Source organism: Thauera sp. 2A1, from assembly GCF_009469595.2.
GTDB lineage: Bacteria > Pseudomonadota > Gammaproteobacteria > Burkholderiales > Rhodocyclaceae > Thauera.
Window position 1 is genome coordinate 1 of sequence record NZ_SSXV01000092.1, and the last position, 1711, is coordinate 1711.

Sequence of the window (1711 nt, forward strand, 5' to 3'; positions counted from 1 at the left end):
AATCGAAGCTGATGTTTTAATAGGAATGTATTAAAGGGCGTATTGATATCCTAAAATCCGCAACTATCATCCAATACACGATTAAGGGTAGATTTATGAGTCGTTAGTAGCAGCTTTCAGTAAAAAGCAACAGCACAACATCAATATGTAGCCACCATCCCCTTACCCCACGATGCGACTTGAGGTAATACGCAGATTCTAACCGGAAAGAAAGGATTCTTATCCGAATTCTGTTTTGAAGGGTTTTGCATAAGCGCGGTTCTCTGTATAGATATTCAGCACGTATTGCCTTGCAGTCATGATCCACTTGGCAGGTACGGAGATGAATCTGAAGACAAAAGCCTTTATGCGACTCGTTTTCTTGAGCCCAAAAGCCTTGGTGTCAAGCCTGCTCATGATGGTCTTGTAGAAATTGTGTATCAATGCAGTAAGCAGAAGAAAGACAGTATTCTCCGCCATGAATGACTTGGGGAGCCTGCTCCAACCGAATCCGTTGTTCATGTCGTCAAAGATACGTTCCTTGCCGCCACGCAGATTGTAGAATTCAACAATGTCCCTTGTCGATGACTTGTAATCGTTGGTCAGAATACAACGGTAAGTGTATTCGCCTTCCCACAGGTCAAGGTCGCCACTGTTGCGTCTTTGTCTCTGGATGACAAGACGATAGCACTTGCCTTCCCATTTCTCAACGAGAATGGAATTGAGTTCGAACTGGATGCCGTTAATCTCCTCCGTCTTCCATCCTCTCAGAGCAAAGATGTCATTGTAGAGCGAACTGCATCGGTTGGCACGGATGTAGAAATGTTTGCAATGCTTCTCTATCTCACTGACGATTTCCTTCGAGCAGGAACCGCAGTCTGCCCTGAAGCGATTTACACGGATGTTCTGGGATTCCAGAAGAGCGAAGAATCTCTTATGGGTGTCTGCCTGATGAAAACGCACATTCGTGTTGCCATCGCTGTTCTCGATATAGACTATCTTGTCACCGATAACATATACGCCAGGCCTGTAGCCGAGGAACTTTTTGTAGGTCGGTTTTGCATCATACTTCTCCGTTTCAAGGAACTGATGGTCAAAGTCAACATCGTATTCCTCAATTTCCTTCAACTCGCCTGTAGAAACCAAAGCGTTTATAAGCAATGTGTTGAGTTTGTCTGCAGTATTGAAATCATAGGTCTTGCCTTGGTCGGAAGTATAGGAGATGTTTTCCTGTGTCAGTTCCTTGATGGCTCTGAGGATGGTATCAGAGCTGCATGTACGAAGGGTAGGATGATACGAGAGATGGCGCATCAGTTGTGACGTTACATCTTCCACGCATGAGCCGCCACAGAAATAAACGCTCATCAGCGAACGGACTATCTCGCTGAACTGATATCCGAAGATACTGCTGCATCTCTGACCCAGTGTTGAGTCGATAACGGGTGAAAGCATGGAGTCAAATTTCTCCATGATTGAAAAAATTCCTCCAAAAGGTGTGAGTTTCTCAGATTTAATTTGTATTTTTGCCATGTCATATTAGAGTTTTGCTTGTTTTCTTTTTGCAACACTAAGATAAGTGAAAATTCTGACATGGCAAAATCCTGGGCAACTTTTTGTTGCTCAGGAACTTATAAATAAAGTTAAATTATAGTGTTGCGGAATTAAGGTATAACTAAGATTGACTCCAAGAACAAGGCTTTTGCCGACTGTGTATATGGTGATTTCCTTCTAA

Annotated in this window: 1 protein-coding gene; it reads right to left on the minus strand. The window is 43.2% G+C overall.

Annotation, left to right across the window (positions count from 1 at the left end; all coding sequences use genetic code 11):
- Positions 1 to 219 precede the first annotated feature (219 nt).
- Positions 220 to 1509: an IS1380-like element IS612 family transposase gene (locus GH664_RS23985; protein WP_005814044.1), complete on the minus strand. Its 1290-nt coding sequence runs from the start codon at positions 1507 to 1509 to the stop codon at positions 220 to 222.
- Between the last annotated feature and the right edge of the window lie 202 nt (positions 1510 to 1711).